The sequence below is a fragment of the Pseudoflavonifractor sp. BSD2780061688st1 E11 genome (genome assembly GCF_005844125.1).
In the GTDB taxonomy this organism is placed as follows: domain Bacteria; phylum Bacillota; class Clostridia; order Lachnospirales; family Lachnospiraceae; genus Sellimonas; species Sellimonas catena.
The window spans coordinates 111,777-127,669 of the sequence record NZ_SPHM01000001.1; the positions used below are offsets into that span (position 1 = coordinate 111,777).

General features: G+C 46.0%; 15 protein-coding genes. All 15 read left to right on the top strand.

Features of this window, described 5'->3' with window-relative positions; genetic code table 11:
• The first annotated feature begins 94 nt into the window (after positions 1–94).
• Positions 95–1,282, top strand: a complete 1,188-nt coding sequence (locus FGQ85_RS00485; RefSeq protein WP_087252551.1) for a putative peptidoglycan glycosyltransferase FtsW — start codon at positions 95–97, stop codon at positions 1,280–1,282.
• Positions 1,283–1,388: 106 nt separating this feature from the next.
• The gene (locus tag FGQ85_RS00490; RefSeq protein WP_087168334.1) at positions 1,389–2,228 is read left to right on the top strand and encodes a DegV family protein; all 840 of its coding nucleotides are present in this window, start codon (positions 1,389–1,391) and stop codon (positions 2,226–2,228) included.
• A gap of 107 nt (positions 2,229–2,335) precedes the next feature.
• Entirely contained in the window at positions 2,336–2,587 is a 252-nt protein-coding gene (locus FGQ85_RS00495; RefSeq protein WP_087168333.1) for a hypothetical protein, read from the top strand.
• 246 nt (positions 2,588–2,833) lie between these two features.
• Positions 2,834–3,271 carry a division/cell wall cluster transcriptional repressor MraZ gene (gene mraZ, locus FGQ85_RS00500; protein WP_087168376.1) on the top strand — a complete coding sequence of 146 codons (438 nt, stop codon included), beginning with the start codon at positions 2,834–2,836 and terminating at the stop codon, positions 3,269–3,271.
• A 24-nt stretch (positions 3,272–3,295) separates the two neighbouring features.
• The gene (gene rsmH / locus FGQ85_RS00505; protein ID WP_087252554.1) at positions 3,296–4,231 is read left to right on the top strand and encodes a 16S rRNA (cytosine(1402)-N(4))-methyltransferase RsmH; all 936 of its coding nucleotides are present in this window, start codon (positions 3,296–3,298) and stop codon (positions 4,229–4,231) included.
• Positions 4,232–4,278: 47 nt separating this feature from the next.
• Complete coding sequence (locus tag FGQ85_RS00510) at positions 4,279–4,770, top strand: LapA family protein (RefSeq protein WP_138372394.1); 492 nt, start codon at positions 4,279–4,281, stop codon at positions 4,768–4,770.
• Between the two features lie 24 nt (positions 4,771–4,794).
• Complete coding sequence (locus FGQ85_RS00515; protein ID WP_138372395.1) at positions 4,795–6,651, top strand: penicillin-binding protein 2; 1,857 nt, start codon at positions 4,795–4,797, stop codon at positions 6,649–6,651.
• Between the two features lie 60 nt (positions 6,652–6,711).
• The gene (locus FGQ85_RS00520) at positions 6,712–8,436 is read left to right on the top strand and encodes a penicillin-binding transpeptidase domain-containing protein (protein WP_138372396.1); all 1,725 of its coding nucleotides are present in this window, start codon (positions 6,712–6,714) and stop codon (positions 8,434–8,436) included.
• Positions 8,437–8,532: 96 nt separating this feature from the next.
• Positions 8,533–9,489, top strand: a complete 957-nt coding sequence (mraY, locus tag FGQ85_RS00525) for a phospho-N-acetylmuramoyl-pentapeptide-transferase (protein WP_087168328.1) — start codon at positions 8,533–8,535, stop codon at positions 9,487–9,489.
• 22 nt (positions 9,490–9,511) lie between these two features.
• On the top strand, positions 9,512–10,867 hold the full coding sequence (murD, locus tag FGQ85_RS00530) for a UDP-N-acetylmuramoyl-L-alanine--D-glutamate ligase (RefSeq protein ID WP_138372397.1): 1,356 nt from the start codon (positions 9,512–9,514) through the stop codon (positions 10,865–10,867).
• A gap of 12 nt (positions 10,868–10,879) precedes the next feature.
• Positions 10,880–11,965: a putative peptidoglycan glycosyltransferase FtsW gene (locus FGQ85_RS00535; protein ID WP_207738677.1), complete on the top strand. Its 1,086-nt coding sequence runs from the start codon at positions 10,880–10,882 to the stop codon at positions 11,963–11,965.
• Positions 11,966–12,007: 42 nt separating this feature from the next.
• Complete coding sequence (locus tag FGQ85_RS00540; protein WP_138372398.1) at positions 12,008–12,787, top strand: hypothetical protein; 780 nt, start codon at positions 12,008–12,010, stop codon at positions 12,785–12,787.
• 153 nt (positions 12,788–12,940) lie between these two features.
• Positions 12,941–14,146, top strand: coding sequence for a cell division protein FtsZ (gene ftsZ, locus FGQ85_RS00545; protein ID WP_087168325.1), 1,206 nt, complete (start codon positions 12,941–12,943; stop codon positions 14,144–14,146).
• A gap of 188 nt (positions 14,147–14,334) precedes the next feature.
• On the top strand, positions 14,335–15,123 hold the full coding sequence (locus FGQ85_RS00550) for a sigma-E processing peptidase SpoIIGA (protein WP_138372399.1): 789 nt from the start codon (positions 14,335–14,337) through the stop codon (positions 15,121–15,123).
• Complete coding sequence (gene sigE, locus FGQ85_RS00555; RefSeq protein ID WP_087168323.1) at positions 15,120–15,860, top strand: RNA polymerase sporulation sigma factor SigE; 741 nt, start codon at positions 15,120–15,122, stop codon at positions 15,858–15,860. Before FGQ85_RS00550 ends, sigE begins: the two co-directional genes overlap by 4 nt.
• The last annotated feature ends 33 nt before the right edge of the window (positions 15,861–15,893 follow it).

Here is a 15,893-nt window from a genome sequence, read left to right on the forward strand (position 1 = left end):
TTCATTTCCGGGAGAAGGTTGTTTTTCCGCGTCAATACGGATATAATAAGAAATCATCGGGGCAGTATAAATGAAAAATATGGAGTGAATGGATATGGATCAACGTCAAAGACTAAAAAGAAAACGAATGATACGCCAGAAGAAAATGACAGGTAAAGTAGAATATTCCTACTTTGATTACGGGCTCGTAGCTGTGCTGATCTTTCTTCTTTGTTTTGGACTGATTATGCTTTATAGTACAAGCTATTATTCGGCGCAGATTGACTATGACGGGGACGGTACGTACTATTTCAGAAGGCAGCTGATGATCAGCGCTCTGGGACTTGTCGTGATGTACGTGGTGACAAAGATTGACTATCATCTTTATGCGAGATACGCCAAGGCTCTTTATGTGATTTCCTTTATTTTGATGGCGCTTGTTCAGACACCGCTGGGAATTGAGGCAAACGGGGCGAGAAGATGGATTCAGCTTCCTTTCAGGCAGCAGCTGCAGCCGTCCGAGGTGACCAAAATCGCCGTGATTTTGTTTATCCCTTATATCATATGCTCTCTTGGAAAAGAGGCTTATACGAAAAAAGGGGCGTTCAGGATTTTTCTGTATGGAGGACTTGCCGCAGCAGGTGTATTCGTCCTGACGGAGAATCTGAGTACTGCGGTTATCGTATTTGGAATTGCAGCAGTCATCTTTTTTGTAACGTATCCAAGGACGAAGAAAATTGCGATTGCTTTTTTTGTAATTGTAATCGGGGGGCTGATTGCAGGCCAGATCCTTGGAAGACTTCTGGAGTCCAGCGGCAATTTCCGGCTTCAGAGAATCCTTTCCTGGGTAGATCCTGAAAAGTATGCCCAGAGCGGAGCATTTCAGACGATGCAGGGACTTCTGGCAATCGGAAGCGGAGGCTTTTTTGGAAAAGGTCTTGGAAACAGCGCCCAGAAAATGGTCATTCCGGAGCCGCAGAATGATATGATTCTTTCCATCATCTGCGAGGAACTGGGAGTCTTCGGCCTGATTGTCGTTCTGGTATTGTTTGGCATGCTTCTTTACCGGCTGATGTTTATTGCACAGAATGCGCCGGATCTTTACGGATCTCTTATTGTGACTGGGGTGTTCGCGCACATCGCGATTCAGGTTATTCTGAATGTCGCTGTTGTTCTGAATGTGATTCCAACGACCGGCATCACGCTTCCGTTTATCAGTTACGGAGGAACTTCGGCGTTGTTTTTGATGATTGAAATGGGGATTGTCCTGAATGTATCGGGAAAAATTAAAATACGCAGATAAAATATCTTTTCTTTCCCACGGGTTTGTGTTATGATGAATAAAGTAGTATTGAAAACTACATATTATAGATGCAAAAATCACACCATGGAATGTGGGAGGAATAAAAATGAGTTATAAAGTGATTGTAGACAGCTGCGGAGAACTGACACCTGAGATGAAAAATTCGGGAAAGATTTTTACAGCTCCGCTGATATTGAATGTCGGAGGACATCTTGTCGTAGATGATGAGACATTTGATCAGGCGGATTTTCTGGAGCGGGTAGCAAAATGCAGTGAATGTCCAAAGTCATCCTGTCCATCTCCGGAGTCCTATATGAAAGCATTTCAGGGAGAAGCCGAACGGGTTTATGTGGTGACACTTTCCGCAGAGCTGAGCGGCTCTTACAACAGTGCTGTGCTGGGAAAGAACCTGTTCCTGGAAGAGTATGGCGAAAAAGACATCTATGTATTTAACTCACGGTCTGCATCGGTAGGAGAGACGCTGATAGCAAAAAAGATTATGGAATGTGAAGAGCAGGGGATGACCTTTCAGGAGGTTATCGATGCGGTAGAGACATACATCGACGGACAGAATACGTATTTTGTTCTGGAGTCACTGGAAACCCTCAGAAAAAACGGAAGACTCACCGGATTGAAAGCGCTGGCGGCATCGGTGCTGAATATCAAGCCTGTTATGGGGGCGACAAAGCAGGGCATCATTATCCAGCATGGGCAGGCCAGAGGCATTAACAAAGCACTTGTTAAAATGGTGGACCGCGTGGTGGAGGAGATTGTCCAACCGGAGGAAAAGATTCTCGGTATTGCGCATTGCAACTGTCCGGCACGGGCAGAGCTTGTAAAGGAAATGCTCCAGAAGAGGATTCCGCTTAAAGAGGTCATTGTGCTCGATACAAGAGGAGTCAGCAGTATGTATGCCAATGATGGCGGTGTGATCATTGCCGTATAATGCAGACGGAGATTGTGTAAGAAATGTGAAATCAGGATTCAAAACTTGTATTTGCATGGTGAATGTGTTATCATGTATACCAGTTGAGTGCAAAAGGAGTAACAGATATGAGCCTGACAAAAGCAGATTCTTATAAAAATAACAGGGAAAAAAGAAAAAAGGAAGAGAAAAAGAAAAAGCTTCTGTTCCGTCTGAAGACGGCTCTGGCGGCAGTGATTATTGTACTGATTGTTGTCTGGATCGGATTTTCCGGATATCAGAAGATTGAAGAGAGCAGACCGAGAGCAAGTGTGACAGCTGATTATTCCGCGTTTGAGGAATATCTTAATGGCCTGAGCGGCACAGAAGAAACGGAATAAGATCCTATGTAATGAAAGGCGAAAAGGCAGTATGGTTTCATCCATACTGTCTTTTATTTTGTTCCGGGAAAAGCCCGCAGGACTCTTAACAGACGTGAAAACCTGTAAGAAATTATTAAGAATCATTTTGGAAAAAACACTTGAAAAAGCAGGGTGTGTGGTTTACAATGGTTTCAAGTGGTAGAAAGTGGAGAGAAGTGGTACAAAATGGTGGAGACCATCCCCATTTTGGAAGAAGGTGATTGTATGTTGAACGGAGAATTCAATCATAGTATTGATGCAAAAGGCCGCCTGATCATCCCTTCCAAGTTTCGCGAAAGTCTGGGAGAACATTTCGTGATAACAAAGGGAATGGACGGCTGTTTATTTGTGTATCCGGACGACGAATGGAGTGCCTTTGAGGAAAAACTCCGGGAATTACCACTTACAAACAAAAAAGCCAGAGACTTCAAACGTTTCTTTCTTGGAAGCGCTGTCGATGGTGAACTTGACAAACAAGGTCGAGTACTTATCTCTTCTGCCCTGAGAGCATATGCCGGACTGGAAAAGGAAGTAGTTCTGGCAGGTGTCCTTGACAAGATTGAAATCTGGGACAAGAAAGCCTGGGATGCACATAGTGAAGAAGTGGAAGCGGATATCGATGATATCGCAAGTGACATGGAAGATCTGGGCCTTAGTATTTAAGATCATATGATGGAGGAGAACGCCATGGCATTTGAACACAAATCAGTATTGTTGGAAGAGGTCGTAAATGGTCTGAACATCAAGCCAGACGGCATTTACGTAGATGGAACGCTTGGTGGAGGCGGACATGCTTTTGAAGTGTGTAAGCGGTTAAACGACAAGGGGAGTTTTATCGGAATAGACCAGGATGCCGCCGCGATTGAAGCGGCAGGGATCAGGCTTCGCAGTTTCGGGGAGAAGGTTACAATAGTAAGGAGCAATTATTGTGATATGAAGCTGCGGCTCCGGGAATTAGGCATTGACAAGGTGGATGGGATTGTCCTCGATCTGGGCGTATCGTCCTACCAGCTGGATACGGCAGAGCGTGGATTCTCATACACAAAAGATGCACCGCTCGATATGCGGATGGATACGAGGCAGACAAAGACGGCTGCCGATATTGTCAATGGATACAGTGAGATGGACCTTTTTCGGATTATCCGGGACTATGGAGAAGACAAATTTGCGAAGAATATTGCAAAGCATATTGTTCAGGCGAGGGAAAAAGGTCCTATTACAACCACTGGCGAGCTTACAGAGATTATAAAAGCATCGATTCCAATGAAGTTTCAGAAGATGTCAGGACATCCGGCCAAGAGGACGTTTCAGGCGATCCGGATTGAGCTGAATCAGGAACTGACAGTTTTGAAGGAATCTTTGGATGAGATGATTGATTTATTAAATTCAGGAGGAAGGATCTGTATTATCACTTTCCACTCACTGGAAGACCGGATTGTAAAGGAAGCATTCCGACGGAATGAAAATCCGTGTACATGTCCAAGTCATTTTCCGGTATGTGTATGCGGGAAGAAGTCAAAAGGAAAGGTCATCACCAGAAAGCCGATCCTTCCGGGGGAAACAGAAACCGAGGAAAACAGCAGATCAAAAAGTGCAAAGCTCCGTATTTTTGAACATGTCTGATACGGGATGGAATACGGAAATACCAGACACAGAAAGAAGGAACGTGTATGGCAGCAGGAAAGAAAAGAAAACAGGGAAATGACATCTATATGTATGATAATCTTGTCCGGGTCAGACAGACACAGGTGGAGCAGAATACAGATGGTTACGAAGAAGAAAAGCAGGTGAGTCCTCAGACAAGGAAAAATCAGCGCAGAGCGATGAAACTCGGCTTTGGATATGTGACATTTCTGGCCGGGGCAGTGGCAGCGGCATTATTTGTCTGTTTCCATTATGTGGGAGTCCGGGCGGATCTGGATAAGCAAACAAGAAAGATTGAAAGCCTTCGCACGGAAATCACCAGCCTGAAAGAAAAAAATACATCGGAATACAACTATATTGCCAACTCTGTCAATCTGGAGGAAATCCGGGAAAGGGCTGAAGAACTTGGAATGGTCTACGCGGATTCATCTCAGATCGTGAAATATCAGAGTGCAGGCACTCATGAAATCAGACAGTATGAAAGTATTCCGGAGGATGGGGAAGCATCGGATAAATAACAGCATATTGACAAGGGGAATTACATGATAAAAAGAAAAAAAAGAAATGAATTCCGACATTTTCCAAAAAAATTTCCAAAGAAAATGAAGATAAAGCTGGTAGGAGTGTTTACGGCAATCGTACTGGCTTTTGTTTTTTTGACAGGCAGGGCAGCGGCTTTAAATCTCACAAAAGGAGACGAATACCAAAAACAGGTGATGAGCCAGATGCGAAGCGGAAGTCAGACGATCCCGTTTAAACGGGGTGATATTCTGGATACGAATGGTACGGCACTTGCGACAAGTGAACGCTCCTACAATGTGATTCTGGATGTGGCAGGGCTTCTGGAAACAAAAACGACATATCAGAACAAACGGATCAATGCTACAGTGGAGGCACTTGTAAGTGCATTTGGACTGGATGAGCCGGAGCTCCGGGAGATTCTGCAGGATCAGGCGGACAGCAGATATGTCATACTGAAATCCAATGTGGATTATGAGACAGGAAGAGACTTTCAGAGCCAGATGGATCAGAATGCCGATATTGTGTGTGTGACACTGGAAGATTCGTATGTAAGAACTTATCCTTATGGAACGCTGGCAAGCGATGTGATCGGATTTACCTCATCCGGAAATGTTGGGACGATCGGGCTGGAGGCATATTATAACAGCGAATTAAACGGAACGGACGGAAAGAGGACCGGATATCTGTCATCCGGATCAAGTTCGGAAAGTGTAATACAGAGCCCGACGGACGGCAATTCGATTGTTACAACAATTGACGCCAATCTCCAGGCGATCGTCGAAAAACATATTCTCGCATTGAACGAGCGTCTGCGGGACAATGACCATGAAGGAGAAGGGACAAAAAATACAGCCGTCATCGTCATGGATCCGAATACGGGAGCCATTCTGGCTGAGGCGAGTTACCCGAATTTTGATCTGAATAATCCAAGGGATCTGTCAGAGTACTATACCACGGAGGAGCAGGAGGCAATGACGGATGAGGAACGTCTGGATACTCTGAATGCGCTCTGGAGAAACTTCTGTGTCAGTGACACGTTTGAGCCGGGATCTACAATGAAACCATTTACAATGGCGGCAGGATTTGAGACGGGAAAACTGACAGGAAATGAAACGTATGTCTGTACCGGTTCTTATTCCTATGAGGGAGTGGCAAATCCGGTTTCCTGTATTGCAAGAAACGGACATGGGACAGAAACATTAAAGCAGGTTTTGGAAAATTCATGCAATGTTGGTATGATGCAGATTGCTGAAGTGCTTGGTGCGGACGATTTCTGCCGGTACCAGCATCTGTTCGGGTTTGGAGAATATACCGGAATTGATCTTCCGGGAGAGGGAGATACATCAAATCTTCTTTATTCGGCTGACAACATGCAGCCGATTGACCTTGGAACCAACTCGTTTGGTCAGAACTTTAATGTGACAATGACACAGCTTGCGGCCGGATTTTGTTCACTGATCAATGGCGGGAACTATTATGAGCCGTATCTTGTCAAAGAGATCCGCAATGCCAACGGAGATGTAGTGGAGACAAAAACACCGGTACTGGCGAGAAAAACGGTTTCTCAGGAGACCTGTGACATTCTGAAAGACTACATGTATGGAGTTGTGCAGGAAGGAAGCGGAACATCGGCCCAGGTAGAAGGATATGCAATTGGTGGAAAGACGGGAACAGCGGAAAAACTGCCAAGAAGTGAAGGAAAGAATCTGAACTCCTTTATCGGCTATGCGCCGCAGGAAAATCCGGAGGTCATGATCTACGTAATTGTGGACGAACCGAATCTTGCGCAGCAGGCAGCAAGTTATCTCGCAACGGGCCTTGCAGCAGATATTATGGAAGAAGCATTTCCATATCTGAATATCACAAAAACAGAATAAAAAGAATAACCTCACAGAAGGATTAATAAGTTATATCAATCACTTCTGTGAGGTTTTTTGATGAAAAACAAAACCTATAATAAAAAGAAGATACTGATTGTCTTTCTTGCCGCCACTGTCATGATTCTTGGACTGATCGGGAGGCTCTGCTATCTGATGATTTTGGACGCGGAATATTATCAGAAAAAGGCGGAAGATCTTCATGAGAGAGAACGGGAGATCAAAGCGGCAAGAGGGGAAATTGTAGACAGAAACGGCAAGGTGCTGGCTACCAACAAGACTGTCTGCACGGTTTCCGTGATACACAGTCAGATTGAAGACCCCGAGGCAGTAATCAGGGCGCTGAGCAGCACTCTGGAACTGGAGGAAAGCGAGGTGCGGAAAAAGGTGGAGAAGGTATCCTCCATGGAACGGATTAAGACCAATGTGGAAAAGGAGACCGGAGACAAGATCCGGGAGATGAACCTGGCGGGGGTCAAAGTGGATGAAGACTTTAAACGGTATTATCCATATGAAGAACTGGCGAGCAAGGTGCTTGGATTTACCGGAGGAGACAACCAGGGAATCATCGGGCTGGAAGTAAAATATGAAGACTATCTGAAAGGAGAAAACGGGAAAATTCTCTCGACAACAGATGCCAGAGGAGTGGAACTGGAAGGTATAGCGGAAGACCGGATTGAACCGTCAGCGGGAAATACGCTTCAGATCAGCATCGATTATAATATCCAGAAATACGCACAGCAGATGGCACAGAAGGTGATGGAGGAAAAACAGGCGGATAAAGTGGCCATCATCCTGATGAACCCGCAAAACGGGGAGATCTATGCGATGGTCAACTGGCCGGAATTTAATCTGAATGAGCCGTTTGAACTGCCGGAAGGCGTATCTGCCTCCTCGGAGGAAGAAAAGCAGGAACTTCTGAATCAGATGTGGAGAAACGGGTGTATCAATGATACCTATGAACCGGGATCCACCTTTAAGATCATCACCTCCAGCGCCTGCCTGGAAGAAGGGGTAGTCGATCTGGATGATACATTTGTGTGCCCTGGATATAAGATTGTAGAGGATCGGAGAATCCGGTGCCACAAAGTAGGAGGACACGGGGCGGAGACATTCGTGGAAGGAGTGCAGAATTCCTGTAATCCGGTTTTTATGGAGATCGGGCTCAGACTGGGAGCGGAGCGGTTCTGCGATTATTTCGAGCAGTTCGGCCTGATGGAAAAAACCGGGGTGGATCTCCCGGGAGAGGCAGGAACAATCATGCACCGGCTGGAAGATATCGGGGAGGTGGAACTTGCCACCATGACTTTTGGCCAGTCGTTCCAGGTAACGCCGGTTCAGATGGCAGCGACAGTCAGTTCGCTCATTAACGGGGGAAAACGTGTGACACCGCACTTTGCGGTATCGGTACAGGACGGTGAGAGAGGGAGGACGATCAAGACATTTTCCGATAAGCAGGGAAAACGGATTGTTTCGGAAAAAACATCGAAGACCATGCAGAAAATTCTGGAAAGTGTCGTGTCAGAAGGCTCCGGGAAAAATGCCTATATCGAAGGATACAGCATCGGAGGGAAAACAGCGACATCTCAGACGCTTCCAAGAAGTGCCAATAAATACATCTCTTCCTTTATCGGTTTTGCTCCTGCCGAGGATCCGCAGGTTCTGGGAATGTGTGTCATTTACGATCCCCAGGGAATCTATTATGGCGGAACGATCGCAGCTCCGGTCGTGAGGGAGATTTTCGATGATGTGCTTCCGTATCTGGGAATTGAAAAAGAAGAGTGAGCGCAGGCGGTAAGCTTGCAAAGACAGGGCAAATACGTTATAATTGAACGCAGGCATAAGGCCTGTTTAGAAACCAAAGGATGAAGAGGTGCAGATATGGATTATACATTTGTAATTCCGGTTCTTATATCATTTGTGCTGAGTGTGATTATGGGGCCGATCGTGATTCCAATTTTACGAAAAATGAAGATGAAGCAGACAGAACGTGTGGAGGGAGTGGAGTCCCACCTTCAGAAGGCGGGCACACCGACGATGGGAGGAGTCATGATACTGGCTTCGATTGTCATTACATCCCTTTTTTATGTGAAAGATTATCCGAAGATCATTCCGATTCTGTTTGTAACACTTGGATTTGGACTGATCGGTTTTCTGGATGATTATTTGAAAGTAGTGATGAAGCGTTCCGACGGGCTGTATCCAAAACAGAAATTCGCACTTCAGATTGTAGTTACGGCAGTATTTGCCTATTATCTTGTCAATGTCACCAATACACCGCTTACACTTTTGATCCCGTTTTCCGGGGGAAAATACTGGAACATTGGATGGCTTGCCATTCCGCTTTTGTTTGTAGCGGTGATTGGTACGGTAAACGGTGTCAATTTTACAGACGGACTGGACGGTCTTGCCTCCAGCGTGACAGTGCTGGTTGCTACCTTTTTCACGGTTGTCGCAGTGGGAACAAAGAGCGGGATCGAACCGGTCACCTGCGCGGTAGTAGGAGCTCTGATGGGATTTTTGCTGTTTAATGTCTATCCGGCCAGTGTTTTTATGGGAGATACGGGTTCGCTGGCACTTGGGGGATTTGTGGCATCCACGGCTTATATGCTTCAGATGCCGATTTTCATTATTATTGTCGGCCTGATTTATCTTGTTGAAGTGGCTTCCGTCATGATTCAGGTCACATACTTTAAAAAGACAGGCGGAAAAAGAATCTTTAAAATGGCCCCGATCCACCATCATTTTGAACTTTGCGGGTGGTCGGAGACAAGGATTGTGGCAGTATTCTCAATTATAACGGCGATTTTATGTCTGATTGCGCTGCTGGCACTGTAAGATAAGAAAGGACGGGAAGAAGATGTTTGACGGTAATGGAAAAAAGGTACTTGTGTTTGGCTCGGGAAAAAGCGGAATCGGCGCTGTAACACTGCTTGAGCACGAAGGTGTTGAGACGATTTTGTATGACGGAAATGAAAAGCTGAGCAGAGAGGAAGTGGCAGGCCGTCTTCCGGAAGGATGCAGAACAGAGATTGTAATCGGAGCATTTCCGTACGAGAGAGTGGATGAGATCGGGATGCTTGTGCTAAGCCCGGGAGTCCCGACTGATCTTCCGGTTGTGCAGGATATGGAAAAGGCCGGAATTCCTGTCTGGGGAGAAGTGGAACTTGCAAGCTGCTTTGGAAAAGGAGATGTGCTGGCGATTACCGGAACGAATGGAAAAACGACGACGACAACACTCCTTGGAGAGATTATGAAAGCATACAAACCGGAAGTTTTCGTTGTGGGAAATATCGGAAATCCGTATACGCTGGAAGCATTGAAGATGACACCGGCCAGTGTGACAGTTGCGGAAATCAGCAGTTTCCAGCTGGAGACGATCCACCGGTTTGCTCCGAAAATCAGCGCGATCCTGAATATTACACCGGATCATCTGAACCGTCACCATACAATGGAAAACTACATCAAGGCCAAAGAGGCAATTACAGAAAATCAGACAAAAGAAGAGTTCTGTGTACTGAATTATGAGGATGAAGTCCTCAGAGAGTTTGGAGAAAAGACGAATGCGACTCCATTTTTCTTCAGCAGTAAACGAGAACTGGAAACGGGAATTTTCTTAAAGGACGGGGAGATTATCTTCCGGAATCCGGATGAGGTACGGGTGTGCAAAACAAACGAGCTTCAGCTCCTTGGCACACACAATTATGAAAATGTGATGGCAGCTGTCGCCATGGCGGCACTTTACGGCGTCCCGATGGATACGATCCGGGATGTTATCCGAAGATTCTCAGGAGTGGAACACCGGATCGAGTACGTGACGGAAAAGAACGGCGTAGCTTATTACAATGATTCCAAGGGAACGAATCCGGATGCTGCAATCCGGGGAATCACTGCGATGAACCGTCCTACGGTCCTGATCGGAGGAGGCTTTGATAAGCAGTCGGAATACGATGAGTGGATTGAGAGTTTCCACGGAAAAGTGAAAAAGCTGATTCTGATCGGCGAAACAAAAAAGAAGATCGCCGAGACGGCCAGAAAGTGTGGCTTTACAGCGTATATGTTTGCGGATACACTGGAAGAGGCGGTGACACTTGCAAGCCGTGAGGCAAAAGAGGGAGATGCGGTACTGTTATCTCCTGCATGTGCAAGTTGGGATATGTTCGGAAGTTATGAAGAACGTGGAGAGAAATTCAAAGAGTTGGTAAAATCGCTGTAAGGAGAGGATAGATTGAAGCAGGCGGAAAAACCGGAGTCCGGAGGAATTGACAAAGTCCTTCTGGTGATCGTTTTTTTACTTGTGATAACGGGATTGGTGATCCTGTACAGTACCAGTTCCTATAATGGAAGGATAAAATTTGGAGATTCTTTCTATTATTTAAAAAAACAGATATTTGCTACAACGCTTGGCATTGCCGGGATGTATGCAGTGGCAAAGACCGATTATCATGTCTGGGCGAAGCTTGCTGTACCAGGATATATTCTGGCGATTGTGCTCTGCATCGCCGTCATGCTGTTTGGCGATGAATACAATGGTTCCAAAAGATGGCTGTCTTTGGGACCATTTTCTTTTCAGCCGTCAGAGTACGTCAAAGTTGCTCTGATCGTGTTTCTGGCATGGCTTGTGACAAGAAATGCAAAGAAGATCGGAAAGCTTTCCACCTTGTTTCGGATCATGCTTTTCGCTCTGCCGGTTGTGGGTCTTGTAGGAGCAAGCAACTTAAGCACGGCAGTAATCATTCTTGGAATCGCCGTGATCCTGATTTTTACGGCCAGTCCCAAATATGGCCAGTTCATCTGGATGGCGGTGACAGGGACCGGCTTTATGGCAGTCTTTCTCGGCCTGGAAAGTTACCGTCTGGAGCGGATCGCGATCTGGCAGAATCCGGAGAAGTATGAGAAAGGATATCAGACCCTTCAGGGGCTTTACGCCATCGGATCAGGAGGACTGTTCGGGAAAGGACTTGGAAGCAGTATCCAGAAGCTGGGTTTTGTCCCGGAGGCGCAGAACGATATGATTTTCTCTATTATATGTGAGGAACTGGGGCTTGTGGGAGCGGTTCTTGTTATTCTGCTGTTCTTCCTTTTGATCTGGCGCTTCTTTGTGATCGCATCTCACGCACCGGATCTTTTCGGGGCACTGATTGCGGCAGGAGCCATGGGGCATATGATGATTCAGGTGATTTTGAATATAGCCGTTGTAACCAATACAATTCCCAATACCGGAATTACCCTTCCTTTTATCAGTTATGGAGGAACATCTGTTGTTTTCCTTCTCGTGGAAATGGGGCTTGTATTCAGCGTTGCCAGTTGGTAAAATAAAAGCGTTAATGATAGGAAAAATACAGGAGGCACATCCATGAATGATCAGATTGTGCAAAGGGATGAGAAGAGAAAGAGGATCAAGCGTACCAGGCGAAGGCAGATTCTGACAAGACTGGGAACAGGGGCAGCTGTCATTGCCGGCATCATCGTGTTTCTTCTTTTGTTTCAGCTCAGAGATATCCGGGTGAGGGGGAACGATTTTCTTACAGACAGCGAAGTAAGCCGGTACATCCGTGAACAGGGAGGGGATGGGAATTCTCTGGTTCTGCTTTTAAGCACAAAACTGGGAGACTATCCGGAGCCGCCGACTGTCGAAAGTATGGAATTTCATATGGTGAATCCCTGGACGATCCGGGTGGATGTGAAGGAAAAAAGTCCGGCCGGGTATGCCAGACGGGATGAGGAATATGTCTATTTTGACAACGAAGGCATGGTTCTCGGGGTTACGGACAGCCAGAGAGACGGTCTCAGTCTTGTAGAGGGGCTTGATGTTTCGAAAGCCGAAAAAGGAAAGAAACTTACCGTTCAGGATTCTTCCGTATTTGAATATATTGTCCGGATCCAGGAAATTCTTGGAAGAAGCGGGGTCAGCCCGGACCGGATTGTATGCGATGGAGATAATCTGACACTGTATTTCGGGAACATCTGCGCGGAACTTGGAAGCGGGGATCCGCAGGAGAAGGCGGCACAGCTTCCGGCTATTCTTGAGAAGCTGGAAGGACAGAGCGGGACGCTCCATCTGGAACATTATGGAGAGCTGACGGAGACGATCCGCTTTGAAAAAAGTGAAACAACAGAGGAATCAAATACCTGAAAGTACCATAGGAATCTGGCGTAAAAAAATCGAAAAATAGGAAAAATTCTATTGAAATTTAGAAAGAAAGACTATATTATATAGTATATATGGCAGAATACATGAACTAGTAGGGTGTATAAATAATAAAGCATAACAAAGGAGGAGACACTCTTGTTAGAAATTAAGACAAATGAATCAGAAGCAGCAGCAAAAATTATCGTCGTTGGTGTAGGTGGAGGCGGTAATAATGCTGTCAACCGCATGATAGATGAGCAGATTGCCGGAGTAGAATTTATCGCTATCAACACAGACAAACAGGCTCTCTCATTCTGCAAGGCCCCTACACTGATGCAGATCGGAGACAAGCTCACAAAAGGACTTGGAGCAGGAGCAAAGCCGGAAGTTGGAGAAAAAGCAGCAGAAGAAAGCGCAGATGAGATCGCGGCAGCACTCAAAGGCGCAGATATGGTATTTGTTACATGCGGAATGGGCGGCGGTACAGGTACAGGTGCAACACCGGTTGTAGCACGTATCGCAAAAGAGCAGGGATCCCTGACAGTCGGCGTTGTTACAAAGCCTTTCCGTTTTGAATCCAGAGCCCGTATGAATAATGCACTTGCCGGCATTGAAAAATTAAAAGAAAATGTAGACACACTGATTGTCATTCCGAATGATAAGCTTCTTGAGATTGTCGACAGAAGAACAACGATGCCGGATGCACTGAAAAAGGCAGACGAAGTACTTCAGCAGGGTATCCAGGGAATCACTGACCTGATCAATGTACCATCCCTGATCAACCTTGACTTTGCCGACATTCAGACAGTTATGATCGACAAGGGTATCGCCCATATCGGAATCGGACACGGAAGAGGAGATGACAAGGCGCTGGAGGCTGTAAAACAGGCTGTATCCAGTCCGCTGCTTGAGACAACAATCTCAGGAGCATCTCATGTCATCATCAATATTTCCGGTGATATCACTCTTATGGATGCAAGCGACGCAGCAGAGCATGTTCAGGAGCTTGCAGGAGAAGATGCAAACATCATCTTCGGTGCTATGTATGATGAATCCAAGTCTGATGAAGCAACAGTGACGGTCATCGCGACGGGTTTACATAACAGCAAGGAAAGTACAGCATCCAAGCTGAAATCCAAAATCGGAACAGCCAGACCGGCAGGATCTGTATTTGCCGAGACTCAGGATACATCCTCTCTTAAATCAGATATGGGGAGAGTGACAAGAATGCCGCAGCAGCCGAGGACATCTGCAGCACCGGAAAGCAGCACAACTGCTCAGTCTTCCACACCATCCTACTCTGCAGGAACGGGAAGAGTAAAAGAGCAGACTATCAAGATTCCGGATTTCTTTAAAAAATAAAAAGTGAATTAAGATAATCAGAAGGTATGGAGGCGAGAGTTTCCATACCTTTTTTCTATGTTTACATGTCGAAAGAAAACAAGTTTCTCTGTCAGTTTCTGACAAAATTTCAAGTTCCTTTTTTTTATAATACTATTTGTTCGTATACTGAATCGATTTAGCAGCGACAGGAGAAAAGAGGGTGAAGCATGTATTATGAAATCTACATGGATGTATTCTTCCTCGTCAATTTTATGATGGATTATCTGCTTTTAGCAGCGGTGTGCAGGATGCTGGCCGGTGATTTCCGGAGAAGACGGGTGCTTCCGGGAGCGGTTCTGGGCTCTTTGCTGACCTGTCTTACGACGATGCTCCCGGTTCCCGGCTTTGTGAAACTGCTGCTATACCATGTAGCGGTGAATACGGTTATGCTCAAAGCGGCAATTCCCGTACACGGCATGAGGGAGTTTGTGAAAGCTTTTTTTATGCTTTACGGGGGCGGATTTCTGTTGGGCGGTATTTTTAGCTTTTTCGGGCAATATATTCGTACAGGAAGTCTTTTTTTTCTGTTTGCCGTCGTCAGCTATGAACTGATGCAGGCGGTGTGGGCATTCTGGCGTCAGATGCAAAGGCAGAATCAATATACCTGCGAACTTCTGGTGGAACAGTCCGGGAGGAAGGTACGGCTGAAAGGGCTGATTGATACGGGAAACAGCCTGACGGATCCGCTTACCGGACAGCCGGTCTGTATCGTGGAAAGAGAGGCGGTCGAAAGCCTTATGGAGAGCACGCAGAAAAGGCGCTATATCGGTTTTCGGTCTGTCGGAAATGAGCATGCCAGACTGCTTCTGGTACAGTTTGACAGTCTATATCTGTCGGGGAAAGAGAAAAAGCAGATCTGTGATATCTGGATCGGGATATCGGATACCAGGATTTCAACAGACGGAACATACCGGATACTTGTAAATCCGGATATTTTTAGGAGGGGATGTAAATGATTATGAACATTACGGTGCCGAACACATTCAGACAGAAAATTTTTCCGGCTTTCCGGACATGGCTTTTTCCGGAAAAGCAGGAAGTGTATTACATAGGAGGTTCAGATATTCTTCCGCCGCCGCTAGAAGTGGAAGAAGAGGCAAAGGCGATTGAACAGCTCTGTACGGAACAGCATGAGGACGCAAGAAAGCAGCTCATCGAGCATAATCTGCGGCTTGTTGTTTATATCGCAAAAAAATTCGACAATACAGGAGTCGGAGTGGAGGATCTGATTTCGATCGGTACAATCGGCCTGATCAAGGCGATCAATACATTTAATCCGGATAAAAATATCAAGCTTGCGACGTATGCATCCAGATGTATTGAGAATGAGATTCTGATGTATCTCAGACGCAACAGCAAGACAAGACTGGAGGTTTCCATAGATGAGCCGCTCAATGTAGACTGGGACGGAAATGAACTGCTGCTTTCTGATATTCTCGGAACAGAAGAAGATACAATCTACAAGGATATGGAAACGGAAGCGGAGAAAAACATGCTGATCCGGGCCGTGGGGAGACTTTCTGTCAGAGAGCGCAGAATCGTAAATATGCGGTTCGGGCTGGGAACTCCGGACGGAGAGGAAATGACACAAAAAGAAGTGGCGGACGTGCTTGGAATCTCACAGTCTTACATATCCAGACTGGAAAAAAAGATTATGATACGTCTGAAAAAAGAAATTACGAAACTGGAATAAAAATTCAGAAAAAGGGAGAAGAAACTGATAAAA

Excerpts from the sequence above, each read along its gene's own strand:
- FGQ85_RS00485 (WP_087252551.1), top strand. The coding sequence starts at position 95 with ATGGATCAACGTCAAAGACTAAAAAGAAAACGAATGATACGCCAGAAG.
- FGQ85_RS00490 (WP_087168334.1), top strand. The coding sequence starts at position 1,389 with ATGAGTTATAAAGTGATTGTAGACAGCTGCGGAGAACTGACACCTGAG.
- FGQ85_RS00495 (WP_087168333.1), top strand. The coding sequence starts at position 2,336 with ATGAGCCTGACAAAAGCAGATTCTTATAAAAATAACAGGGAAAAAAGA.
- mraZ (WP_087168376.1), top strand. The coding sequence starts at position 2,834 with ATGTTGAACGGAGAATTCAATCATAGTATTGATGCAAAAGGCCGCCTG.
- rsmH (WP_087252554.1), top strand. The coding sequence starts at position 3,296 with ATGGCATTTGAACACAAATCAGTATTGTTGGAAGAGGTCGTAAATGGT.
- FGQ85_RS00510 (WP_138372394.1), top strand. The coding sequence starts at position 4,279 with ATGGCAGCAGGAAAGAAAAGAAAACAGGGAAATGACATCTATATGTAT.
- FGQ85_RS00515 (WP_138372395.1), top strand. The coding sequence starts at position 4,795 with ATGATAAAAAGAAAAAAAAGAAATGAATTCCGACATTTTCCAAAAAAA.
- FGQ85_RS00520 (WP_138372396.1), top strand. The coding sequence starts at position 6,712 with ATGAAAAACAAAACCTATAATAAAAAGAAGATACTGATTGTCTTTCTT.
- mraY (WP_087168328.1), top strand. The coding sequence starts at position 8,533 with ATGGATTATACATTTGTAATTCCGGTTCTTATATCATTTGTGCTGAGT.
- murD (WP_138372397.1), top strand. The coding sequence starts at position 9,512 with ATGTTTGACGGTAATGGAAAAAAGGTACTTGTGTTTGGCTCGGGAAAA.
- FGQ85_RS00540 (WP_138372398.1), top strand. The coding sequence starts at position 12,008 with ATGAATGATCAGATTGTGCAAAGGGATGAGAAGAGAAAGAGGATCAAG.
- FGQ85_RS00550 (WP_138372399.1), top strand. The coding sequence starts at position 14,335 with ATGTATTATGAAATCTACATGGATGTATTCTTCCTCGTCAATTTTATG.
- sigE (WP_087168323.1), top strand. The coding sequence starts at position 15,120 with ATGATTATGAACATTACGGTGCCGAACACATTCAGACAGAAAATTTTT.